General features: G+C 63.1%; 20 protein-coding genes and 1 pseudogene. 10 read left to right on the forward strand and 11 right to left on the reverse strand.

Annotation, left to right across the window (positions count from 1 at the left end; translation table 11 throughout):
* Positions 1-118: 118 nt before the first annotated feature.
* Together NKJ06_RS10765 and NKJ06_RS10770 are read right to left on the reverse strand one after the other, a co-directional pair.
* The gene (locus NKJ06_RS10765) at positions 119-655 is read right to left on the reverse strand and encodes a hypothetical protein (RefSeq protein ID WP_352809762.1); all 537 of its coding nucleotides are present in this window, start codon (positions 653-655) and stop codon (positions 119-121) included.
* Positions 648-1,259 carry a CGNR zinc finger domain-containing protein gene (locus tag NKJ06_RS10770; RefSeq protein WP_352628237.1) on the reverse strand — a complete coding sequence of 204 codons (612 nt, stop codon included), beginning with the start codon at positions 1,257-1,259 and terminating at the stop codon, positions 648-650. The genes NKJ06_RS10765 and NKJ06_RS10770 overlap by 8 nt, the downstream gene beginning before the upstream one ends.
* Positions 1,260-1,409: 150 nt before the next feature.
* Here NKJ06_RS10770 and NKJ06_RS10775 point away from each other — a divergent pair, with 150 nt between their 5' ends.
* From NKJ06_RS10775 to NKJ06_RS10790, 4 genes are all read left to right on the forward strand, one after another.
* Entirely contained in the window at positions 1,410-2,315 is a 906-nt protein-coding gene (locus NKJ06_RS10775) for a branched-chain amino acid ABC transporter permease (RefSeq protein WP_352628238.1), read from the forward strand.
* A 189-nt stretch (positions 2,316-2,504) separates the two neighbouring features.
* Entirely contained in the window at positions 2,505-3,089 is a 585-nt protein-coding gene (locus NKJ06_RS10780; protein ID WP_352628239.1) for a TRAP transporter small permease subunit, read from the forward strand.
* Entirely contained in the window at positions 3,089-4,855 is a 1,767-nt protein-coding gene (locus NKJ06_RS10785) for a TRAP transporter large permease (RefSeq protein WP_502905606.1), read from the forward strand. Before NKJ06_RS10780 ends, NKJ06_RS10785 begins: the two co-directional genes overlap by 1 nt.
* Positions 4,856-4,874: 19 nt before the next feature.
* The gene (locus NKJ06_RS10790; RefSeq protein ID WP_352628367.1) at positions 4,875-5,903 is read left to right on the forward strand and encodes a zinc-dependent alcohol dehydrogenase family protein; all 1,029 of its coding nucleotides are present in this window, start codon (positions 4,875-4,877) and stop codon (positions 5,901-5,903) included.
* 241 nt (positions 5,904-6,144) lie between these two features.
* Here the strand turns inward: NKJ06_RS10790 and NKJ06_RS10795 are convergent, their stop codons facing one another.
* A complete protein-coding gene (locus NKJ06_RS10795) occupies positions 6,145-7,254 on the reverse strand; it encodes a TRAP transporter substrate-binding protein (protein WP_352628241.1) in 1,110 nt (369 codons plus the stop codon).
* Positions 7,255-7,521: 267 nt separating this feature from the next.
* Here NKJ06_RS10795 and NKJ06_RS10800 point away from each other — a divergent pair, with 267 nt between their 5' ends.
* Positions 7,522-8,295: a gamma-glutamyl-gamma-aminobutyrate hydrolase family protein gene (locus NKJ06_RS10800; RefSeq protein ID WP_352628242.1), complete on the forward strand. Its 774-nt coding sequence runs from the start codon at positions 7,522-7,524 to the stop codon at positions 8,293-8,295.
* Here the strand turns inward: NKJ06_RS10800 and NKJ06_RS10805 are convergent, their stop codons facing one another.
* The 5 genes from NKJ06_RS10805 to NKJ06_RS10825 form a co-directional block, all read right to left on the reverse strand.
* The gene (locus NKJ06_RS10805) at positions 8,296-8,700 is read right to left on the reverse strand and encodes a hypothetical protein (protein ID WP_352628369.1); all 405 of its coding nucleotides are present in this window, start codon (positions 8,698-8,700) and stop codon (positions 8,296-8,298) included.
* 82 nt (positions 8,701-8,782) lie between these two features.
* Positions 8,783-9,766: a 2-hydroxyacid dehydrogenase gene (locus NKJ06_RS10810; protein ID WP_352628243.1), complete on the reverse strand. Its 984-nt coding sequence runs from the start codon at positions 9,764-9,766 to the stop codon at positions 8,783-8,785.
* Positions 9,763-10,785: a LacI family DNA-binding transcriptional regulator gene (locus tag NKJ06_RS10815; protein WP_292180338.1), complete on the reverse strand. Its 1,023-nt coding sequence runs from the start codon at positions 10,783-10,785 to the stop codon at positions 9,763-9,765. Before NKJ06_RS10815 ends, NKJ06_RS10810 begins: the two co-directional genes overlap by 4 nt.
* A gap of 78 nt (positions 10,786-10,863) precedes the next feature.
* On the reverse strand, positions 10,864-11,748 hold the full coding sequence (locus NKJ06_RS10820) for a DMT family transporter (RefSeq protein ID WP_352809763.1): 885 nt from the start codon (positions 11,746-11,748) through the stop codon (positions 10,864-10,866).
* Positions 11,749-11,942: 194 nt separating this feature from the next.
* On the reverse strand, positions 11,943-12,350 hold the full coding sequence (locus tag NKJ06_RS10825) for a DUF2000 family protein (RefSeq protein ID WP_352809764.1): 408 nt from the start codon (positions 12,348-12,350) through the stop codon (positions 11,943-11,945).
* Between the two features lie 50 nt (positions 12,351-12,400).
* Between NKJ06_RS10825 and NKJ06_RS10830 the strand changes: the two genes are divergently transcribed.
* Complete coding sequence (locus tag NKJ06_RS10830) at positions 12,401-13,273, forward strand: AraC family transcriptional regulator (RefSeq protein ID WP_352809765.1); 873 nt, start codon at positions 12,401-12,403, stop codon at positions 13,271-13,273.
* A 23-nt stretch (positions 13,274-13,296) separates the two neighbouring features.
* Here NKJ06_RS10830 and NKJ06_RS10835 read toward each other — a convergent pair whose 3' ends face one another.
* Positions 13,297-13,767: a MarR family winged helix-turn-helix transcriptional regulator gene (locus tag NKJ06_RS10835; RefSeq protein ID WP_352809766.1), complete on the reverse strand. Its 471-nt coding sequence runs from the start codon at positions 13,765-13,767 to the stop codon at positions 13,297-13,299.
* A 216-nt stretch (positions 13,768-13,983) separates the two neighbouring features.
* Entirely contained in the window at positions 13,984-14,727 is a 744-nt protein-coding gene (locus NKJ06_RS10840) for an intradiol ring-cleavage dioxygenase (RefSeq protein ID WP_352809768.1), read from the reverse strand.
* 220 nt (positions 14,728-14,947) lie between these two features.
* On the opposite strand from NKJ06_RS10840, the gene NKJ06_RS10845 reads away from it, so the two are divergent.
* The 3 genes and pseudogenes from NKJ06_RS10845 to NKJ06_RS10855 all read left to right on the forward strand — a co-directional run bounded on the left by NKJ06_RS10845 (position 14,948) and on the right by NKJ06_RS10855 (position 17,331).
* Positions 14,948-16,006, forward strand: a complete 1,059-nt coding sequence (locus NKJ06_RS10845; protein ID WP_352809769.1) for a CobW family GTP-binding protein — start codon at positions 14,948-14,950, stop codon at positions 16,004-16,006.
* A 57-nt stretch (positions 16,007-16,063) separates the two neighbouring features.
* Positions 16,064-16,207, forward strand: a pseudogene (locus tag NKJ06_RS10850) (type II toxin -antitoxin system TacA 1-like antitoxin); the annotation flags it as partial.
* A gap of 149 nt (positions 16,208-16,356) precedes the next feature.
* Positions 16,357-17,331, forward strand: coding sequence for a WD40 repeat domain-containing protein (locus tag NKJ06_RS10855; protein ID WP_352809770.1), 975 nt, complete (start codon positions 16,357-16,359; stop codon positions 17,329-17,331).
* A gap of 62 nt (positions 17,332-17,393) precedes the next feature.
* Here the strand turns inward: NKJ06_RS10855 and NKJ06_RS10860 are convergent, their stop codons facing one another.
* Positions 17,394-17,846, reverse strand: a complete 453-nt coding sequence (locus NKJ06_RS10860; protein WP_352809771.1) for a hypothetical protein — start codon at positions 17,844-17,846, stop codon at positions 17,394-17,396.
* Between the two features lie 157 nt (positions 17,847-18,003).
* Between NKJ06_RS10860 and NKJ06_RS10865 the strand changes: the two genes are divergently transcribed.
* The gene (locus NKJ06_RS10865; protein ID WP_352809772.1) at positions 18,004-19,383 is read left to right on the forward strand and encodes an aspartate aminotransferase family protein; all 1,380 of its coding nucleotides are present in this window, start codon (positions 18,004-18,006) and stop codon (positions 19,381-19,383) included.
* Positions 19,384-19,402: the final 19 nt, after the last annotated feature.

The raw sequence follows: 19,402 nt of genomic DNA on the forward strand, positions 1-19,402 counted from the left end.
GGTGCCAGGCAACGCGCGACGAACAGTCCCTGGCCATCTTGAATCCGGCACGAAACCGATCCGCGGGCGTTTCCGGCGCACGAAAATTTCAGCAGCGATCAGGGCTGGAAGCGACGCGTCAGCTGCCCTTCGAGCAATCCGGCTTCGGCTCGCCCGGCAGCTTGCCGTCGGGATGGCCGGCGAGATCGGGATTGGCGGTATAGAGCTGGTCGATGACCAAAGGCCGGTCGGGCAGCACTGACTGGTCTTCGGTCGACATCAACGTGGTGTCGATCTTCTGCAGGACCGCGCCGTCGGTCCCCTTGATGCTGATGGCAATCGCATAGGGCTTGTTCTTGACGACGCAGGTCAGCGCCGGGCTCTCCAGGGTCACCTTGTTAAGCTTCGGCCACACTTTCTGCTCAACCACCAATGGCGCGCCGCCGGCGGGATCCTGGAAACTGGCGACCGCCATCTGACCCTCTGCCATCGGCTTCAGCGGCCGCAGCGTCACCACATAGGTCGCCCTGGCGAAGCGGTAGTTGAAGACGAATATCTTGCCGGAAATCTCGAACAGCTTGCCTTGGTCATCGCCGGTATCGCGGCAGGCGCCGAGCGCGACGGCGGCAACGAGTACCGCGCCGACAATGATCGAACGGGAAAACGCTCTAAGCATCCTTGACCTCATTGGCTGCCATGCGGCGGCGACGATAGTGACGACTTGCCTTCTGCCTGTTGCCGCACACCGCCATGTCGCACCAGAGCCGGCTGGAATTGCGGCTCCTGTCGACGAACAGCCAGGTGCAATTGGGACAGATCCTGAGCCTTGCGGCGGTATCGTCGCGCAGCAGCGAGAGCGCCGAAACCGCCAGCGCCGTCTCGAAGGCGAGCGGCGTCACCGGATCGCCGAACGGCCTTCCCGGCGCACCGATCTCGGTCGTGCTGTCGGCCAGGCCATCGGCGCAGGCTCTGAGGAATCCCGGTAGATCGGAGGCAGCAACCGAGCCCTTCGACACCGCACCGCGAAACAGCCGGTCCGTCGCCTCGCGGATCGACAGCACGACAGGTGCAATCGTCTCCGGTAACGGTGCTGCCAGCGGCCTGCCACCAAGCTCGGCTGCGCGAAAGCGGCTCGCCGCATCGGCGAAGCGGGCAATCTCGGCCGGATCATCGAAGCGGTCGAAGGACCTCTGCGGATCGCCGCGCAGCACGACGGTGTTCGCCGTGTCGAGCGCAAGCAGGCCGCCGGTGAAGCGGTGCGGAGTCCAGGATACCGTCATGCCGGAAATCTAACCGATAAATCGCATTTGACAAGTTAGATTCAGCGATGCAACTTCTCTATTAGGCGCGGTCTCCGCAGCCTTGTTTTGAGCATGTCGTTGTCCCAAAACCGCTTCGCACTTTTGGGCGACATGCCTCGAGGTTTTTGCATGCTCTACTTTTTCCAACAGGTGCTGAACGGACTGCATTCGGGCGCGCTCTATGCGCTGCTCGCCTTCGGCTATGTGCTGACCAACGGCATCCTGCACCGCACCAACCTCGCCTATGGTGCGCTGTTCGCCTTTTGCGGCCAGATGATGATCCTCACCGCGGCCTTCGGCTATCAGGTGCTGTGGCTGACACTGCTTGCGGCGGTGGCGCTCGGCGTCGTCACGGCATTCCTCTATGCCGCGCTGCTCAGCCACGTCTTGTCGCGCAGCGTCTTCGAACCGTTGGCCGACCGTACACCCAACGCGATCGTGGTGACGACGCTGGGCATATTACTGGTCCTGTCGGAAGCAAGCCGCATCGCCGCTGATACACACGACCTATGGCTGCCGCCTATGCTGGCGCAGCCCATCGTTTTCGCGCAGGGCGCGACCTTCAAGGCGACGCTGACACTCATCCAGCTCATCGATTGCGCGGTGGTGCTGGCGGCAATCGCGCTTGCCAGTTGGGCATTTGCCCGTTCGAGCTTCGGCCGGCGCTGGCGCGCCGTCTCCGACGATCCCAGGGCAGCGGCGATGTGCGGCGTCGACGTGCGCGCGGTGTTCCGGCGTGCGGTACTGTTCGGCGGTTTCTGCGCCGCTCTGGCCGGCGTCATGGCCGGCCTCTATTACGGCAATGTCAGCTTCGGCTCCGGCCTCGTCTACGGACTGAAAATCCTGTTCGTGACGGCGGTCGGCGGCTATCTCTCGCCGCCGCGGGCGGCTCTGGGCGCGGCGGCTTTCGGCATGGCCGAATCGCTGTGGGCCGGCTACTTCCCGGTCGAATGGCGCGATGCGTGGATGTATCTCTTCCTGGTCGCGATCCTAGTGCTGATCGGCGCCGGCCGCGACACCGGCAAGATCGCCTGAACCGCATCAGACTTTGGTTGCATGACGCGGGGGCAGAGAGCCAGTATCCGCCCAGCTCTTCGGTGCAATGATATTTTGCCGCCGCTATCCTTGTTGACCCGTCAGTCCACGCGCGGCATACCGTTGGACCACGCGGCGTGACGGACAAGAAGGGGAAGCCGGCACGCCTCCGGTACAAGGGAGGAATGCATGGCAGAGCTGCTCGCTCTATCCAGAACCATTGATCGCGCGAACGAATTCATCGGCAAATGGGTGTCGTGGCTGATCCTGCTGGCGATCCTGGTGAGCGCCGCCAATGCCATCATCCGCAAGGTGTTCGACATATCCTCGAACGCCTGGCTCGAACTGCAGTGGTATCTGTTCGGCGCCGCCTTCATGCTGGCCGCCGCGTATACGCTGAGGCAGAACGAACATATCCGCATCGACATCGTCTACGGCCTGTTCACGCGCCGTGTGCAGCACTGGATCGACCTGCTTGGTCATATCCTCTTCCTGATGCCGTTCGTGACGCTGATGGTGATCTATTTCGTTCCCTATGTGTCACTCTCGTTTCGCAGCGGCGAGATGTCCAACAATTCCGGCGGGCTGATCATCTGGCCGGCCAAAGCCATCCTGCTGGTCGGCTTCTTCCTGCTCGCGCTCCAGGGCATATCCGAGATCATCAAGAAGATGGCCATCATGCGCGGCGACATGGACGATCCCAATCCATTCATATCGGTGCATGAGCAGGCCGAGCTCGAAGCCAAGGCACTGGCTGACGAGGTGCGCTCGTGATGGAGTTCATCGCCCAGAACATGGCGCCCATCATGTTCGCTTCGCTGATCATCTTCCTGCTGATCGGCTACCCCGTCGCCTTTTCGCTGGCCGCGAACGGCTTGATGTTCTTCTTCATAGGCGTGCTCCTCTCGCCCTATTCCGGTGGCTCGATCAACCTCGCCTGGCCGCTTTTGCACGCACTGCCGGACAATTTCTACGGCAGCCGGGTAATGTCGAACGACACGTTGCTGGCCATTCCGTTCTTCACCTTCATGGGCATTGTGCTTGAACGATCGGGCATGGCAGAGGATCTGCTCGACACGATCGGCCAGCTCTTCGGGCCGATCCGCGGCGGCCTCGCCTATGCGGTGATCTTTGTCGGCGCACTTTTGGCGGCGACCACTGGCGTGGTAGCCGCTTCCGTCATCGCCATGGGCCTGATCTCGCTGCCGATCATGCTGCGTTACGGCTATGACCGGCGCGTGGCGGCCGGCGTCATCGCGGCGTCTGGCACGCTCGCCCAGATCATCCCGCCCTCGCTGGTGCTGATCGTGCTTGCCGACCAGCTCGGCCGCTCGGTCGGCGACATGTATGCCGGCGCGCTGATCCCGGGCCTCGTGCTCACCGGGCTGTATATGTCCTACATCCTGATCATGTCCTTCATCCGGCCGAATTCGATGCCGGCGCTGCCGCTCGAGGCCCGCAAGCTCGGCCATGGCGTGATGTCCTTGCTGGTGGCGTTGGCGGTCACATCAGCGGTTTCCTATGCGGCGTATCGTTATCTCGCGCCGGCGCATGGCGACAATGCCGACATTCTCGGCGCCACTGCCGGGGTGCTCTTCATCTACATTGTGGCCATTGCCGACAAAGGCCTGAACTTCAACATGATGTCGAGGCTCGCGCAGCAGGTGATCATCGTGCTGATCCCGCCGCTGGCGCTGATCTTCCTGGTGCTGGGTACCATCTTCCTCGGCATCGCCACCCCGACGGAGGGCGGCGCCATGGGCTCCGTCGGCGCCTTGATCATGGCGGCGGCAAAGGGCCGGCTGTCGCTGGACGTGGTCAAGCAGGCGCTGACCTCGACGACGCGGCTGTCGTCCTTCGTGCTGTTCATCCTGATCGGCGCGCGAGTGTTCTCGCTGACCTTCTACGGCGTCAACGGCCACATCTGGGTCGAACACCTGCTGACATCGCTGCCGGGCGGCGAGGTCGGCTTCCTGATCGGCGTCAATATGCTCGTCTTCTTCCTCGCCTTCTTCCTCGATTTCTTCGAGCTCGCCTTCATCATCGTGCCGCTGCTGGCGCCGGCCGCCGACAAGCTCGGGATCGACCTGATCTGGTTCGGCGTGCTTCTGGGCGTCAACATGCAGACCAGTTTCATGCATCCGCCTTTCGGCTTCGCGCTGTTCTATTTGCGCTCGGTCGCCGCCCGAGTGCCCTATCTCGACCGCCTCACCGGCAAGCAGATCGCGCCGGTGACCACCGGGCAGATATATTGGGGCGCGGTGCCCTTCGTCTGCATACAGGTGATCATGATCGGGCTGACCATCACTTTCCCGCAAATGGTGATGCATTACAAAGGCACCGTTGTGGATCCCGGCACGATCGACTACAAGGTACCGGAGGCCCCCAGCCTGTCGCCGCTCGGTACACAGCCGGGTGGTACGGCACCGGCCGCTCCCGCTGCCCCCGATCTGTCGCAACCGCCGAGCTTCGGCGAGGCGCCGCCGGCCCAACCGGCAGCACCGCAGCCGGATCTGTCGCAACCGCCAAGCTTCAACTGAGACCGCCATGGCGACTGTGATGAAGGCGGTTCGGCTGGAGGCGGTGGGTAGCATCGCGCTGCGCGAAGTCGACAAGCCTGACATCGGGCCGGACGACCTTCTGGTGCGCATCGAAGCCTGCGGCGTCTGCGGTACCGACCGGCATCTGTTTCACGGCGAATTTCCGTGCACGCCGCCGGTGACGCCCGGCCATGAATTCTCCGGCATCGTCGAGGCGATCGGCAAATCCGTATCCGGCTTTGCCGTCGGCGATCGCGTCACCGGCGACCCCAACATCGCCTGTGGGCGTTGTGCGCATTGTCATGCCGGGCGGGTCAACCTGTGCAGCAATCTGCGGGCCATCGGCATCCATCGCGACGGCGGCTTTGCCGAATATCTTGCCTTGCCGCAGAAGCAGGCTTTTGTCCTGCCCGCGGGCCTGGATCCCATGCACGGTGCGTTCTGCGAGCCGCTCGGCTGTTGCCTGCATGGCGTGGACCTTGCCGCGATCAGACCAGGCAGCTCGGCGGTCGTGCTTGGCGGCGGCGTGATCGGCCTGCTCACGGTGCAGCTAGCAAGACTGGCGGGAGCCACGACCGTCATCCTGTCGACCAGGCAAGCCTCGCGGCGCGCGCTCGCCGAAGATCTCGGCGCCACAGCGACGGTCGATCCGAGCGCTACGGATGTCATCGATGCCATCGCCGGGCCAGCGGGCCTCGTGCCAGGTGGCGTCGACGTCGTCTTCGAATGCGCGGGCGTGCGAGAGACCGTCGAGCAGTCAATGCGCATGGCCCGCGCCGGTGGTACCGTCGTCATCGTCGGCGTGACACCGCAAGGCATGAAAGCGGAGTTCGAGCCCTTCGACCTGTTGTTCCGGGAACTGAAGGTGCTCGGTTCCTTCCTCAATCCCTACACTCATCGCCGCGCCGCCGAACTCATCGCTTCCGGTACGATCGAGATCGACAGGCTGATCTCCAGGCAGGTGGCGCTCGAGGACGCGGCTGCGGTGATTGCCAATCCGCAAGCGCCCGGCGAGGTCAAGGTGCTGGTGGTGCCCCGCCGAAGCTGAGTGGCTACCCGCCCCAGATTGTTAGTTACAAGCGTCTGCGCCGCCCCTCGCCCTGCCGGGCACTTCTCCCCGTACGGGGAGAAGGATGCTTTCATCGCCGATTTCGCCAATGACCCGCGTTGCAGTGGCGCGGCGGCCGCTGCCAGTTCTCCCCGTCACCATACGGGGAGAAGGTGCCGGCAGGCGGATGAGGGGCGGCGCAGACTTTAGCCGGCGCAAGCCCGAGGTCTCTCAGATGGCGCTACAGCTTGCCGTTGCGCTGCTGGACCATCATGAAGGTGTCGTAATTGTATTCGGCCACCTGCGCCCAGAGATAATGCTCCTTGCGGAAGCCCTTGATCGATTCCCAGATCTTCTTGAACGGGGCGTTGGAGGCTTCCATTTCGGCATAGACCTCGTTGGCCTTTTCGAAACAGGCGACCATGATCTCCTGGCTGAACGGGCGCAGTTTCGCGCCGCCGGCCACCAGCCGCTTCACCGCCGCAGGGTTCAGATAATCGTACTTCTGCAGCATGTTGGCGTCGGCGGCTTGTGCCGCGGTGCGCAACAGCGATTTGTAAGTCGGCGAAAGCTCGTCGTATTTCGCCTTGTTGAACATCAGGTGGACGGTCGGGCCACCTTCCCACCAGCCGGGATAGTAGTAGTAGGGCGCGACCTTGTAGAAGCCGAGCTTCTCGTCGTCATAGGGGCCGACCCATTCGGCGGCGTCGATGGTGCCTTTTTCCAGCGCCGGATAGATATCGCCGCCGGCGATCTGCTGCGGCACGACGCCGAGCTTCTGCACCACCTTGCCGGCAAAACCGCCGATGCGCATCTTGAGGCCGGAAAGGTCGGCCACCGTGTTGATTTCTTTGCGGAACCAGCCGCCCATCTGCACGCCGGTGTTGCCGCCCGGCAGGCCGAAAAGGCCCTGCGTGGCGAGAAACTCGTTGAACAGGTCGATGCCGCCGCCATGATAGTGCCAGGCATTCATACCGCGTGCGTTGAGCGAGAAGGGAACCGCCGCACCGAGCGCCCATGTCGGGTCCTTGCCCCAGTAATAATATGCCACCGTGTGGCAGGCTTCGACCGTGCCGGCCGTGGTGGCGTCGGCGGCCTGCAGGCCTGGCACGAGTTCACCTGCGGCGAAGACCTGGATCTGGAAGTTGCCGTCGGTGGCCTCCGACAGCATCTTCGAGAACACCTCGGCGCCGCCATAAATGGTGTCGAGCGACTTCGGGAAGGACGATGCCAGCCGCCACGTCACCTTGGGATTGGACTGGGCTATTGCAGGCGCCGCCAGCGTGGCCGCTGCCGCTGCGGCACCGACGCCGGTGACACCGGCCTTGCGAATGAATGAACGACGATCCATGAAGTTCCTCCCTTTTGGATCAACAGACCGACGTTCGGGGATATCCTCGATTCCCATATCGGTTCGCTCGAAACAATACACAGGCAAGAAGTCGAGTCCAGCATGCCAGCCCGATTTGACGGCGAAGCCCAGCTGCCCTGCAACTATAGTCTAACGGGCCGTTCCGTGGCCCATGCGACATGCTGAAACTTGTCATGGAAAAATATCCAGGGATCGCCTATTTTAGAGGCAGTACATCCCTTGCCCAGCTGGAAAACAGAGCCAAAAATGCATCAGCCGCTCGTCGCCATATCGACCGACGTCCGTCAGTTCGACAACTACACCTGGCATGCCGCCCCACAGCAATATCTGGAAGCGGCGATCACCGGCGCCGGCGTGTTCCCGCTGCTGGTGCCGTCGTTCGGCGACCGGCTCGACTTCGACGAACTTCTGTCGTCGGTCGACGGCGTCATGGTCACCGGCTCGAAATCCAATGTGCATCCCTCGCTTTATGGCGGCGATGCCAGCGAAGCCAACGGCCCCTATGATCCGGCGCGCGACGCCACGACGCTGCCGCTGATCCGCCGGGCGATCGAGCGCGGCGTGCCACTGCTCGCCATCTGCCGCGGCATCCAGGAGATGAACGTGGCGCTGGGCGGCACGCTGGGCACCGAGATTCAGGAGCGCGAGGGTTCGCTCGACCACCGCGCGCCGGTGAGCGACAAGCAGGACGAACGCTTCGCCATCCACCAGACGATTTCGATCAAGCCAGGCAGCTGCCTGGCCGGCGTGTTCGGTGCCGGCGACATCAAGGTCAATTCGTTGCACCGCCAGGCGATTGACCGGCTCGGCCCGAAGCTGCAGATCGAGGCGGTCGCCAACGACGGCACGGTCGAGGCGGTTTCGGTGCGCGACTCGCGCGCCTTCGCCGTCGGCGTGCAATGGCATCCGGAATATTGGGTCAAGTCGGACAGCAACTCAGTGAAGATTTTCCGCGCCTTCGGCGATGCCGTGCGGTTGCATGCGGCGGCGAAAGCCGGAGCGCGAGCCGCAGCGGAATAATCAGTCGCCGGATTCCGAACCACCGGCGGCCGCCAGTGACAGAAGTGGCGCCGCCTGGGCATAGGATTCATAGCCGTCGCCGTCCGCAACAGCGAAGGTGACGATCGGATCGATGCCATTGGCGCTGAAGGCAACCGAGCCGTCGTTTTGCTCACGCCAGAACTTCGCCTGTTCTATACCCGGCAGGAGACGACGGCATTTCGGAGCAACGGTGAGCAGGGACAGGCCGTCCGAAATTTCGGCCCCGCGGCTGACTGCACAGGCCGCCTCATCGCCATTGGCGACCAGCCTGTAGCTGTTGGAAGGCGCGACCTCGTCGGCGGCACTTTCACTGCTGCCGCCATGAAACAACTGAACGCCGCCAAACAGCGCTGCGGCAGCGATCAATGCGGAAAGTGCTTTCATCATTCTTCATCCACGTACACGGACAGGTTGAACAATGATTCCAAAGGGTTAAGCTGACGTTAATAAATGTGGCGGCCACCGATCAGTTTCTAGCCCTCACATTCGCCGTCTCCGGCACCGGTGTCAGCGGCCGGCGCTCGGTGAACCAGGACACCAGATTGTCGACGCACAGATCCGCCATGGCGCGGCGCGTGTGGTCCGAAGCCGAACCGACATGAGGCAACAACGAGGTGTTGGGCGCGTCGAGCAACGCCTTGGGCACGTTCGGTTCGTCGGCAAAGACATCGAGGCCGGCAGCGGCGATGGTGCCGGTGGCAAGTGCTGCCGCAAGCGCCGTCTCATCGACAGTGCTGCCGCGGCCGATGTTGACGAAGACCCCGTTGGCGCCGAGCGCCGACAGGACTTCGGCATTGACCGCCTTCTCCGTCGAGGCGCCGCCTGGCGCAACCGAAATCAGGGTATCGACGGCTTCGGCAAGCCCTTTCAGCGTCGGGTGATACTGATAGGAAAGGCCTTCGACATGGCGCCGATTGTGGTAGGCGACCGGCAAGCCAAAGGCTTCCAGACGTCGGGCGATGGCCTGCCCGATGCGGCCCATGCCAAAGATACCGACCTTTCGCCCGCGCAAGGTCAGCCGGCTCAAAGGATAGTTGCCCTTGCGCAGCCAGTTGCCGTCACGCAGCCAGGTTTCGGCACGCGGCAGGTCGCGGATGGTGTTGATCAGCAGCCCGATGGCGGTGTCGGCGACCTCCTCGGTCAACACGTCAGGCGTGTTGGTGACCATGATGTTCTTCGCCGCCGCATGGCCTACATCGACCGAATCATAGCCGACGCCGAAGGAAGCGATGAGTTCGAGATTGGGCAGCGCATCCATCATTGCCGCGTTGATGCCGGCAAATGAAGCGATGCCACGCACGTTGCTGCGCATCTCGTCGGTGACCAGGGACGGATCGGCGCGTTCGATCGGGACACGCCTGAATGTGTGATCGATGCGGTCGATCGCATGATCGTTGAAATCGCCCGGCACCAGAATGGCGACGGTCTGTAACTGTTCGGCCTTAGTCATGCACGCTCCACCGGCTTGCCGGTCGACTGACGCACATGCAGTTCCGGCTTGATCAATTCCTGCGAGGGCCGCACCGTCTGCCCGTTGAGCTTGTCGAGCAGCGCGCTGGCGGCGCGGCGGCCAACCTCGCGCTGTCCGTTCCAGACGGTGGTCAACGCCGGCGTCGCGATCGCCGCCTCTTCGAGATCGTCATAGCCGGTGACGGAGATGTCGACGCCAGGCACCAGGCCGGCTCGGGCAATGCCGTTCATGAGGCCGATGGCGACAAGGTCGTTCCAGCAGCAGGCAGCCGTCGGTCTGTCCTTCAGCGCCAGGAACTGCCCGGCGGCCTCGAAACCGGCCTGCTTGGTGCGCGGGCCGGCGATGCGCCAGGATGGCCTGACTTCCAGCCCGGCCGCGTCCATGGCGTTGACATAGCCTTGGTAGCGGTCGCGGCCGGTCGAGGTCTGGTCGGTGCCGCCGATCATGGCGATACGCTTGTGGCCGAGCGAGATCAGATGATTGGTGGCGAGGCCTGTCCCATAAGAGTCGTCGCCGCGAAAGACCGGCACGTCGGCGCCCTCGACGGTGCGCGCGATCAGCACCGCCGGCAGGCCGTTCTCCTCGGCCATGACAATGTCGGAAGCCGGTGTGCCGATGGCCGGCGACATGATGACGCCGTCGGCGCCGAGCTGCAAAAGCGTGTCGATGAACGTGCGCTGCTTTTCGAGCTGATCGTAGTGGTTGGACAAGATGAAGGTCTGCCGGCTGCGGTCAAGCTCGCTTTCGATCGAGCGCAGGATCTCGGCGAAGAACGGGTTCATGATGTCGTGGACGACGACACCGACGATACCCGAACGCGAGGTGCGCAGGCTGGCGGCGCGGCGGTTGTAGATATAGCCGATGGCGCGGGCGTGTTCCTTGATGCGGTCGCGGGTGGTCCCGGCGACCAGAGGGCTATCGCGCAGCGCCAGCGAGACCGTGGCCGTGGACACGCCGAGCGCATCCGCGATCGTCGAAAGCTTGATTTTTTGTGCCAGCGCCTTGCGCTCCCCGAACGACCTGAATGCGAACCTAAACTGTTTAAAGGCCGCGTTATGCCACCGATCGGGGGCAAATCAAAGTTTTTTTGCCAGCGCTTCAGCCTCGACATCCGAGGCCGCGCGGCTCTGCAGCCGAAGCCGGTGCTCGCGGTGGACGATGTAGAGGCCGCTGGCGACGATGATGGCGGCGCCGACCAGTGTCCAGCGGTCGGGAAACTGTTTGAAGACGACCCAGCCGGAAATGATCATCCATACCATCTGCGAATAGGGATAGGGCGCCAACGCCGTGGTCGTCGCCAGCCGGTAGGCCTGGACCAGCAGCCAGTGGCCGACGCCGCCGAACACGCCGAGCATGAGCAGCACGAACCAGTGCCAGCCGTCATGCGGCAGCGAAAACGAAAACGGCAGCAAGGGCAACAGCAGCAGCGCCGGTGCCAGCGCCGAGAACAGGATCAGGCTCTCCGACGTCTCGGTCGCCGACATACGGCGGGTCATGATGACGTAGAAGCAGTTCGACAGCATCGAGCCGAGCGCGAAGAGATGTCCGATGCCGAAAACCCCGACGCCTGGCCGCGTGATGATGAGAACCCCGGCAAAGGCCGCCAGGATCGCCAGCCAGCGGCGCCAGCCCGCCCACTCGCCAAGCAGCGGACCGGCCATTGCCGTGATCACCATCGGCCCGAAGAAATAGATCGAGGTGGTCTCGGCCAGCTGCAGGGATCTGAGCGCGAGGACGTTGAATATGGTCGATCCGAACAGGAACAGGCCGCGCAGGACATGTGCCGGCAGATTGACCGGGCGAAATCGCGTTGGTTGGCGCCAACCGCGCAGCAGCATGCCGACCAGCACGACATGCACGGCAAAGCGCACCCAGGCGACGATCAGCACCGAAACACCGGCGAGGACGAGATATTTGCTGCTGGTGTCGAGGAAGGTGAAGAAGACATAGGTGGAAAGCATGCACAGGATCGCCACCGGCGGCGTCGCGCTTTCTAGATGTCTTTGGGGAGCACTCACTTGCAGGCCGGGTGGGAGCTGGGCTGAACCCCACCTTTGCGGGAATTGCCGGCTCCCGGCAAGTCCATTGTCGGCTGTCGCGACACGAAAGCCGACTGGCACAACAAGAGCCGCCGGCAGGCGTAATGTCTGAAGGACTAGGCGTGCATACGGGCGCCCTTGGTGATCTTGTCGACCAGTTTCCTGTCGGCGCGAAGCGCGATCCCGACCACCTTGGCGTCCTCAGGCGCGAATTCGGCAAAGACGGCACGGTTGGCCGCGTCAAAGCCGGTCGAAAACATCTCCTCGACATAGAGCGAGGTGGTCACGCCGCGCTCCAGCGTGCGCCGGTGGATCGTGCCCAGCGTCGCCTGGTCGGCGGACAAAACGATGACCGGCTGGATCGACAGCGGATTGTAGAGATTGCCGGCGCGATCGCGATAGGGTTCGCCGATGATGTCCGGAAACTGCGCGACGATGCCGCTGGTCAGAAAGGCGGTGACGTTGAGTTTCTGCCAGACCGGCAGATCTTCCCGCAGTACGATTGCAAATTTCATATCGAACATGAGACATTGACCATTCGAAGTTGCACCTCAATGCGAGGCTGAAGGAGACGATGTCGCACGATCTAGACAGCCAGGCCTTTAGGGGTCTTGGACGTTTGTGCGCGGATGCGGCGGAAAATTGCATCATCTCGGCCTCCGACCCCGCCGGCATGGAGCGGATCGAGGCGCGCTTCCATGGCAGCGCCTTCGACCTGCATCGCCACGACACCTATGCGATCGGGGTGACGCTGCACGGGGTGCAGACGTTTCGCTATCTCGGTGTGGCGCGCCACAGCCTGCCCGGCCAGATCATCGTGCTGCATCCCGACGAGTTGCATGACGGCGGTGCCGGTACCGAGGACGGCCTGCGCTACCGGATGCTCTATCTGGAGCCGTCACTGATGCTTGACTGCCTTGGCGGCGCGTCGCTGCCGTTTGTCGGGGATGGCGTGGTGACGGACGCCACGTTCTGCGCAACGCTGCTTTCGGCGCTGGGGCCGTTGGAGCAGGAACTCGACGAGTTATTCGTCGACGACTTCCTGACGCAACTGATGCAAAGCCTGACACGGCATGCCGGCCAACCGGCGAAGCCGATGACCAAGACGGCGTGGCGGGCAGCTATGCTGACGCGTGACTATCTGACGGAAAACCTAGCCCGTCCCGTACGCTCGGGCGAACTGGAAGCGGTCACCGGGCTCGACCGATATGCCCTGTCACGGCATTTCCGCGCCGCCTTCTCGACCAGCCCGCATCGCTTCCTGGTGATGCGCCGGCTTCAGAGCGCGCGGCGGATGATCGCCGCCGGCGAGCCACTGGCGCAGATCGCGGTCGAAGCCGGCTTCAGCGACCAGAGCCATTTTATCAGGCAGTTCAAGAAGGCGTTCGGCATGACGCCGGGGCGTTGGTCGTCGCTGATCCATGGATCCGCCGCAACGGCGGCCTGATCGCCTGCCGCCCGATGCGTCGATCAGTCGTCCGTCTCGGCGTCGTCGTCGATCAACGCCAGATCTTCGTTCGAGAGGTTGGCCTCGATGCGGGCGAGCAGCTTGAACAGTGCCTTCTGGTCCTTCTTGTCGAGGCCTTTCAGCGCCTGCTTTTCGGTCTTCTTCACCGATTTCTCGATGGCGTGAATGATGTCGCGACCGGTGTCGGTGAGGAAGATATGCGCCTGGCGGGCATCGGCCTCCGAGGCGCGCTTCTCCAGGAACCCCTGGGCCTGCAGCCGGTTGATGGTCTTGGTGATGGTTGGCGGGCGCACGCCGAGGCGTCCGGCCAGATTGCCAGGTGTCTGGCCGTCTTCACGGTCGAGCGACAGCATGATCTGATCCTGGCCGGCATAGAAGCCGTGCGCCAGAAGCCTTGCCGCCAGCGCGGTTCTTGCCAGCCTCGCCGCCGAATGCAGCCGGCTCATTGTCGCAGTCTTGTCCGCCTTGGCCATGGTCATCCCTCTTCGGCCGTACCGGTGCGGGCAGCATAGAGACAGCCGGCCGGTTGGCAATCGACGATCAAAAAGATTCCGGTCTTCAAACAGCTTTGCCGGCAAGCATTGTGGTGTCCGCCGTGGCTAATGCCAGATGTTTATTTCAGTTAGATGACAAACGAGTTTTCACGGCCGCAGTTTTGGCCGTGGGCAGGGCGCGTGAGGGAATGCCGCTCAGCCGGGCTTCACCGCGACGATCATCAGCGCCTGATAGGCTTCCTCCACCTCGCGCAGTGCGGCCTGCGATTGCGGTCCGGCCCGCCTGGCGATGCCGTCCCTGGCATTCGAGGTGTCGCGCTTGCCGGGCCGGTCATTGTAGGGCGCGACCGTGGTGAATATCTGCTCGCTCAGACCATCGGGGAAAAACAACTGGCCGGTCATCACCGAACTGTCGTCGGGGAAAACCTTGAAATGGATATGGGTGGTGCGGCCGCGATACCAGCCGGGATAGATGGTGGCGAAGGAAACGATGCCGCTTGCATCGGTCTTCTGCCAGCCGCGCAGGAAGGTCTGGCCCGACGTGTCGACGTCCCTGCCGTCACCTTGCCCCGGATAGCCGGAATAGGCACCTTGCGCGTCGCAATGCCAGATGTCGACGCGAGCGCCGGCAAGCGGGCGGCAGGTCGCGTCGACGACCTGCAACCGGACAGCAAGGGCTATGCCCTTCCTGTCTTCGGTGACATCGGCACGTTCGAGTTTCGGATCGAAATAGTACGGCCCCTCGGTCACTTCAGGCGTAATAGTGCACACGCCCGCGCCGGTTTCGAACAGGGCCAGTCCGGCATAGGGCGAGGCTTGGGTCGCCGACGACTGGGCCATTGCGGCGGCAGGCAGGAAGGCACCACCGCCGGCGGTGACCGCGATCAAACCGAGCGCCTGGCGCCGGCTGAACGATGAGGAGGATGGCTTGCCGGACATATCATGCCTCTCGAATTGGCCTCCCGCGTCCTGATCCAGGTGGTCATAGCGGCTCTCGCCAGTCAAAATTCGGTAATGTCGGCAAGCCGGTTTGGCCCATCGGTTTGCCCCGTGCAAAAGTCCGGCGCACATCCTATATGGAGCCGACAATCCCTTTTTCGAGAGCCGGCCCTTTTTCGAGGGCCGTATCTTTCGAGGCCCAGATAGTTCGAGGCAAGCCATGAGCGACGCACAGACGCAGATCCCCGTAACCGTTCTTACCGGCTATCTCGGCGCCGGCAAGACGACGCTGCTCAACCGCATCCTGTCGGAAAACCACGGCAAGCGCTATGCCGTCATCGTCAATGAGTTCGGCGAAATCGGCATCGACAATGACCTGATCGTGGAATCCGACGAGGAAATCTACGAGATGAACAATGGCTGCGTCTGCTGCACGGTGCGCGGTGACCTGATCCGTGTCGTCGAGGGCCTGATGCGCCGGCCCGGCCGCTTCGATGCCATCGTGGTCGAGACCACCGGGCTCGCCGATCCGGTGCCGGTGGCGCAGACCTTCTTCATGGACGACGACGTGCGCTCCAAGACCAGGCTGGACGCGGTGGTGGCGCTGGTCGACGCCAAGCACCTGCCGCTGCGGCTCAAGGACTCCAGGGAAGCCGAGGACCAGATTGCTTTCGCTGATGTCGTCGTGCTCAACAAGACCGACCTCGTCACTCCGGAAGAACTCGCCAAGGTCGAGGCGACGATCCGAGCCATCAATCCGGCCGCGAAGATCCATCGCACGACGAGAGCTGGCGTCGCCCTGTCCGAAGTGCTCGACCGCGGCGCCTTCGACCTGTCCAGGGCGCTGGAAAACGATCCGCATTTCCTCGAGGCGCATGACGATCACGATCATCATGACCACGATCACGACCATGACGGCCACGATCACCATGATCATGACGGACACGACCACCACCATCACGCGCATGCTTCCGACATCCATGACGTGACGGTGCAGTCGGTGTCGCTGCGCGGCGGCGAGATGGACCCGAAGAAATTCTTCCCGTGGATCGAGAAGATCACGCAGATGGAAGGCCCCAACATCCTGCGGCTGAAGGGTATCATCGCGCTCAAGGGCGATGATGAGCGCTATGTCATCCAAGGTGTGCACATGATCATCGAGGGCGACCACCAACGCGCCTGGAAGGACGGCGAAAAGCACGAGAGCCGGCTGGTGTTCATCGGCCGCGAACTGGATGCCGAGCGGCTGAAGAAGAGTTTTGACGCCTGCCAGGCGTAATGGTTGTTTGGCAGGGAGGAAGTGATGCCTAGATCCGCCGATTGCAAAACTGAGCATGAAACCCAGGCCGCGATCGACGCGGCCGAGGCAGTGACGGTATCTGCTGCCGATTTCGCGCGTATCCTCGATCTGCTCGAGCGCCCGCCCAAGCCCAACGCCAAGCTACGCAAAGCGATAGCGATGTTGCCGAACACGCTGTGATGTTTCCCTCTTGGTGTGGAAGCCGATCGCAGAACAGCGCGGTCGGGTAACCTTCGATTCCACCCTTACGGTTGCCACCATGGTTGCCGGAGCGGGAAACGTCGAGTAAGCCGCCTCTGCAATCTCGTCCAGCCGAACAAAGATAACCCATGCCCACAGTCGCCCCGCTTGATCTCGAAGGCCATTGCATCGCCGCCGTCTTCCTTGGCGATGTGCCGCATTTCGCGATGGCCGACGGCGCCGTCCATCGGCTTGACCATGGCCACAAGACAATCCAGGCCAATGACGGACTGCTCGCCGCCTTCCATGATGCGGCCAACGATCGGCTGATCACCGGCGGCGAGGATGGCAAGGTGTTTGCCGTGAAAACGGGCGGCGAGGCCACCGAACTGACCAGTGCCGGAAAGAAATGGATCACCAGCGTCGCCGCAGGGCCGCAGGGCGCGATCGCCTATGCGACGGGCAAGACCGCCTTCGTGCGCTTTGCCGATGGCAAGACCAGGGAGTTCGTCCATCCGCGTTCGGTCGAGGGGCTGGCCTTCTCGCCCAAGGGCATGCGCTTCGGCGTTGCCCGTTACAATGGCGCGACGCTGCATTTCCCGGCCGCCGAGGGAAAGCCGGTGGAGCTCGAATGGGCCGGCGCCCACACCGGCATCACCTTCTCGCCCGATGGCGCCTTCCTGGTCACCACCATGCAGGAAAACGCATTGCACGGCTGGAAGCTCGCAGACGGCAAGCATATGCGCATGAGCGGTTATCCCGGCAAGGTCAAAAGCCTGTCGTGGAGCGTGAAGGGCAAGTGGCTGGCGAGTTCCGGCGCGCCGGCGGCGATCGTCTGGCCGTTTTCAGGCAAGGATGGCCCGATGGGCAAGGCCCCGCTGGAGCTCGGCACGCGCGGCAACGCCATGGTGACTGCTGTCGCCTGCCACCCGAGCCAGGATGTCGTCGCCGTCGGCTATGATGACGGCATGGTGATGGCGGTGCGGTTCGCCGACGCCAAGGAAGTGCTGTTGCGGCGACCGGGCAAGGGCGCCATCACCTCGATGATGTGGGATAAGGAAGAGCGCCGTGTCGCCTTCGGCAGTGCCGCCGGAGATTGCGGCGTCATCGACATCACGGCGTAAGGCGTGTTGATATTCAGGTGATGCCGGCCTGACCTGAATCTGAACGCACCTTAGTTCAGGACTTATTCGGCCCCGCAGGAGACCTTGCCGGTCAGTTCGACCGGCTTGCCGTCCTTGTCCACGTCGGCGGGATTGTCATAGACGGCAAGCGTGTACTGGCCGTTATAGACGCCTTCGTCGCTGGTCTTGGTCAGGATCGTCAGTTCGACATAGTTGTAGGTATCCGCGAGCTGATGCTCCCGGTAGATGTTCAGCCGCAACTCCTTGCCGTCCAGCCAGTACTGGGTGAGGTTGGAATCCTCGAACACCGTCTTGCGCAGATGATCGTCAACCGGCCTTGCCTTGATTTCGAGATCGCCGCGAAAGTTGAAGGTCGGGCCGCCCATGCCTCTGGTGACGCCGGCGCCGACGTCGAATGCCACAGCCGCATCGTCAACGTTGCACCAGATGCCGCCTGAGGCGAAAGCCGCGCTGGCCGACGACAGAAGCGTTGCCATACAGATGATCATCCGCATTTTTGCTCCCCTACCTTAGTTCCCGCTCATATTGGCGCTGACTTCGGCGGCACGGTCAAGCGACGCTGCCAAAGGCTGAGCCAATGCAGGACAGACGCGCGGCCAATTGCGGATGCGGACATTCATTGGCTAAGAGGGACAGACCAGAGGGATTTTCATGCTCCGCGACACTTCCAAGACGGCCATCGGCGGCATCGGCCGCGACCGCATTGCCGAACTGCGCGAGACCGAAGGCGCTGCCTTCCGCAAGGCGCGGCCCAAGTCGCAAGCCAAGGTCGGCAACGGCCTGCCCGGCTTCTTCGGCGGCGTGCCGATGCACTGGATGAATGACTGGCCGACGCCGTTTCCGATCCTGGTCGACAGCGCCAGGGGCGCGACCATCACCGACATCGACGGCATCAGGCTCGATGATTTCTGCCTTGGTGATACCGGCTCGATGTTCGGCCATTCGCCGCCGCCGGTGGCGCGCGCTATCCGCCGCCAGGCCGGGCGCGGCCTGACCTATATGCTGCCCTCCGAAGACGCGGTCGCCATCGGGCCGCTGCTGCAGCAGCGTTTCGGCCTGCCGTTCTGGCAGATCGCGACGACCGCGACCGATGCCAACCGCTTTGCGCTGCGGGTGGCCCGTGCCGTCACTGGCCGTGAGAAAATCCTTGTCTTCAACGGCTGCTATCACGGCTCGGTCGACGAGACGATGGTGCGGCTTGTCAACGGCAAGCCCGTCAACCGGCCGGGGCTGGCGGGCGAATTCCGTGATTTGACCCGTACGGCCAAGGTTATCGAGTTCAACGATGTCTCAGCACTCGAAACCGCACTCAGGGACAAGGATGTGGCCTGCGTCATCACCGAGCCGGTGCTGACCAATTCCTGCATGGTGCTGGCCGATCCGGGCTACCATGACGCGCTGCGCAGACTGACGCGCCAGGCCGGCACGCTGCTTCTGATCGACGAGACGCATACGATCTCGACCGGCCCAGGCGGCTACACGAGGAAGTATGGTCTCGACCCGGACTTCTTCGTGCTGGGCAAGCCGATCGCCGGCGGCGTGCCGGCAAGTGTGTGGGGCATGAGCGACGACGTCGCCTCACGCTACATGGATTACAACAGGACCAAGGAGCCGGGCTATTCCGGCATGGGCACGACTCTCTCGGCCAACCCCCTGCAGTTCGCGGCGATGCGCGCCACGCTCGAAGAGGTGATGACGCAGGAAAATTATGACCGCATGGACCATCTGGCGCGGCGGCTCGATGTCGGGCTGACCGGCGTGATCGAGCGCCATCGCCTGCCCTGGCACGTTTCCCGCGTCGGCGCGCGTGTCGAGTTCATTTGCGCGCCCGGTCCGCTGCGCAATGGCGCCGAGGCGGAGATCGCGCATGCACCCGAACTGGAGGCCGCCATCCATGTCGCGCTGGTCAATCGTGGCGTGCTGATCGCACCCTTCCACAACATGATGCTGATCTCGCCGGCGACGTCGGGTGCCCAGGTCAACCGGCTGATCGCCGCCTTCGGCGCGGTTGCGGCAAAGCTTGCGGCATGAGACAAGCGGCGATGGACCA

The organism is Mesorhizobium sp. M0293, from assembly GCF_040321735.1.
GTDB lineage: Bacteria > Pseudomonadota > Alphaproteobacteria > Rhizobiales > Rhizobiaceae > Mesorhizobium.

Excerpts from the sequence above, each read along its gene's own strand:
- NKJ06_RS10765 (WP_352809762.1), bottom strand. The coding sequence starts at position 655 with ATGCTTAGAGCGTTTTCCCGTTCGATCATTGTCGGCGCGGTACTCGTT.
- NKJ06_RS10770 (WP_352628237.1), bottom strand. The coding sequence starts at position 1,259 with ATGACGGTATCCTGGACTCCGCACCGCTTCACCGGCGGCCTGCTTGCG.
- NKJ06_RS10775 (WP_352628238.1), top strand. The coding sequence starts at position 1,410 with ATGCTCTACTTTTTCCAACAGGTGCTGAACGGACTGCATTCGGGCGCG.
- NKJ06_RS10780 (WP_352628239.1), top strand. The coding sequence starts at position 2,505 with ATGGCAGAGCTGCTCGCTCTATCCAGAACCATTGATCGCGCGAACGAA.
- NKJ06_RS10785 (WP_502905606.1), top strand. The coding sequence starts at position 3,089 with ATGGAGTTCATCGCCCAGAACATGGCGCCCATCATGTTCGCTTCGCTG.
- NKJ06_RS10790 (WP_352628367.1), top strand. The coding sequence starts at position 4,875 with ATGAAGGCGGTTCGGCTGGAGGCGGTGGGTAGCATCGCGCTGCGCGAA.
- NKJ06_RS10795 (WP_352628241.1), bottom strand. The coding sequence starts at position 7,254 with ATGGATCGTCGTTCATTCATTCGCAAGGCCGGTGTCACCGGCGTCGGT.
- NKJ06_RS10800 (WP_352628242.1), top strand. The coding sequence starts at position 7,522 with ATGCATCAGCCGCTCGTCGCCATATCGACCGACGTCCGTCAGTTCGAC.
- NKJ06_RS10805 (WP_352628369.1), bottom strand. The coding sequence starts at position 8,700 with ATGAAAGCACTTTCCGCATTGATCGCTGCCGCAGCGCTGTTTGGCGGC.
- NKJ06_RS10810 (WP_352628243.1), bottom strand. The coding sequence starts at position 9,766 with ATGACTAAGGCCGAACAGTTACAGACCGTCGCCATTCTGGTGCCGGGC.
- NKJ06_RS10820 (WP_352809763.1), bottom strand. The coding sequence starts at position 11,748 with ATGCTTTCCACCTATGTCTTCTTCACCTTCCTCGACACCAGCAGCAAA.
- NKJ06_RS10825 (WP_352809764.1), bottom strand. The coding sequence starts at position 12,350 with ATGTTCGATATGAAATTTGCAATCGTACTGCGGGAAGATCTGCCGGTC.
- NKJ06_RS10830 (WP_352809765.1), top strand. The coding sequence starts at position 12,401 with ATGTCGCACGATCTAGACAGCCAGGCCTTTAGGGGTCTTGGACGTTTG.
- NKJ06_RS10835 (WP_352809766.1), bottom strand. The coding sequence starts at position 13,767 with ATGGCCAAGGCGGACAAGACTGCGACAATGAGCCGGCTGCATTCGGCG.
- NKJ06_RS10840 (WP_352809768.1), bottom strand. The coding sequence starts at position 14,727 with ATGTCCGGCAAGCCATCCTCCTCATCGTTCAGCCGGCGCCAGGCGCTC.
- NKJ06_RS10845 (WP_352809769.1), top strand. The coding sequence starts at position 14,948 with ATGAGCGACGCACAGACGCAGATCCCCGTAACCGTTCTTACCGGCTAT.
- NKJ06_RS10855 (WP_352809770.1), top strand. The coding sequence starts at position 16,357 with ATGCCCACAGTCGCCCCGCTTGATCTCGAAGGCCATTGCATCGCCGCC.
- NKJ06_RS10860 (WP_352809771.1), bottom strand. The coding sequence starts at position 17,846 with ATGCGGATGATCATCTGTATGGCAACGCTTCTGTCGTCGGCCAGCGCG.
- NKJ06_RS10865 (WP_352809772.1), top strand. The coding sequence starts at position 18,004 with ATGCTCCGCGACACTTCCAAGACGGCCATCGGCGGCATCGGCCGCGAC.